This is a genomic window from Streptococcus sp. CCH5-D3, assembly GCF_001556435.1.
GTDB lineage: Bacteria > Bacillota > Bacilli > Lactobacillales > Streptococcaceae > Streptococcus.
This window is the reverse complement of the sequence record NZ_LSIW01000027.1, coordinates 1-221: the sequence shown is the minus strand read 5'-3', so window position 1 is coordinate 221 and position 221 is coordinate 1. Positions and strand designations below refer to the sequence as shown.

The following is a 221-nucleotide window of genomic DNA, read 5'->3' as shown; positions in this document are numbered from 1 at the left end:
GTATTGAAAGATTCAACTGGTAAAGTTCTTCAAACTAAGACAAATACTAAAGAAGGTGTTGTAGGCTTTGACGATTTGACTTTTGACAATACACAAGTTGGTACTCACAAGTACACTGTAGAAGAAGTTCAAGGTTCTGAAGCAGGAATGCAATATGATACGATGAAAGCTGAAGTAACAATTACTGTTACTAAAGAAGGTCACGTACTTAAAGCAACAAA

1 protein-coding gene is annotated in these 221 nt (G+C 34.8%); it reads left to right on the top strand.

Features of this window, described 5'->3' with window-relative positions:
* A partial coding sequence (locus AX662_RS00845; RefSeq protein ID WP_156430682.1) for a Spy0128 family protein occupies positions 1-221 on the top strand: 221 nt, incomplete at both ends.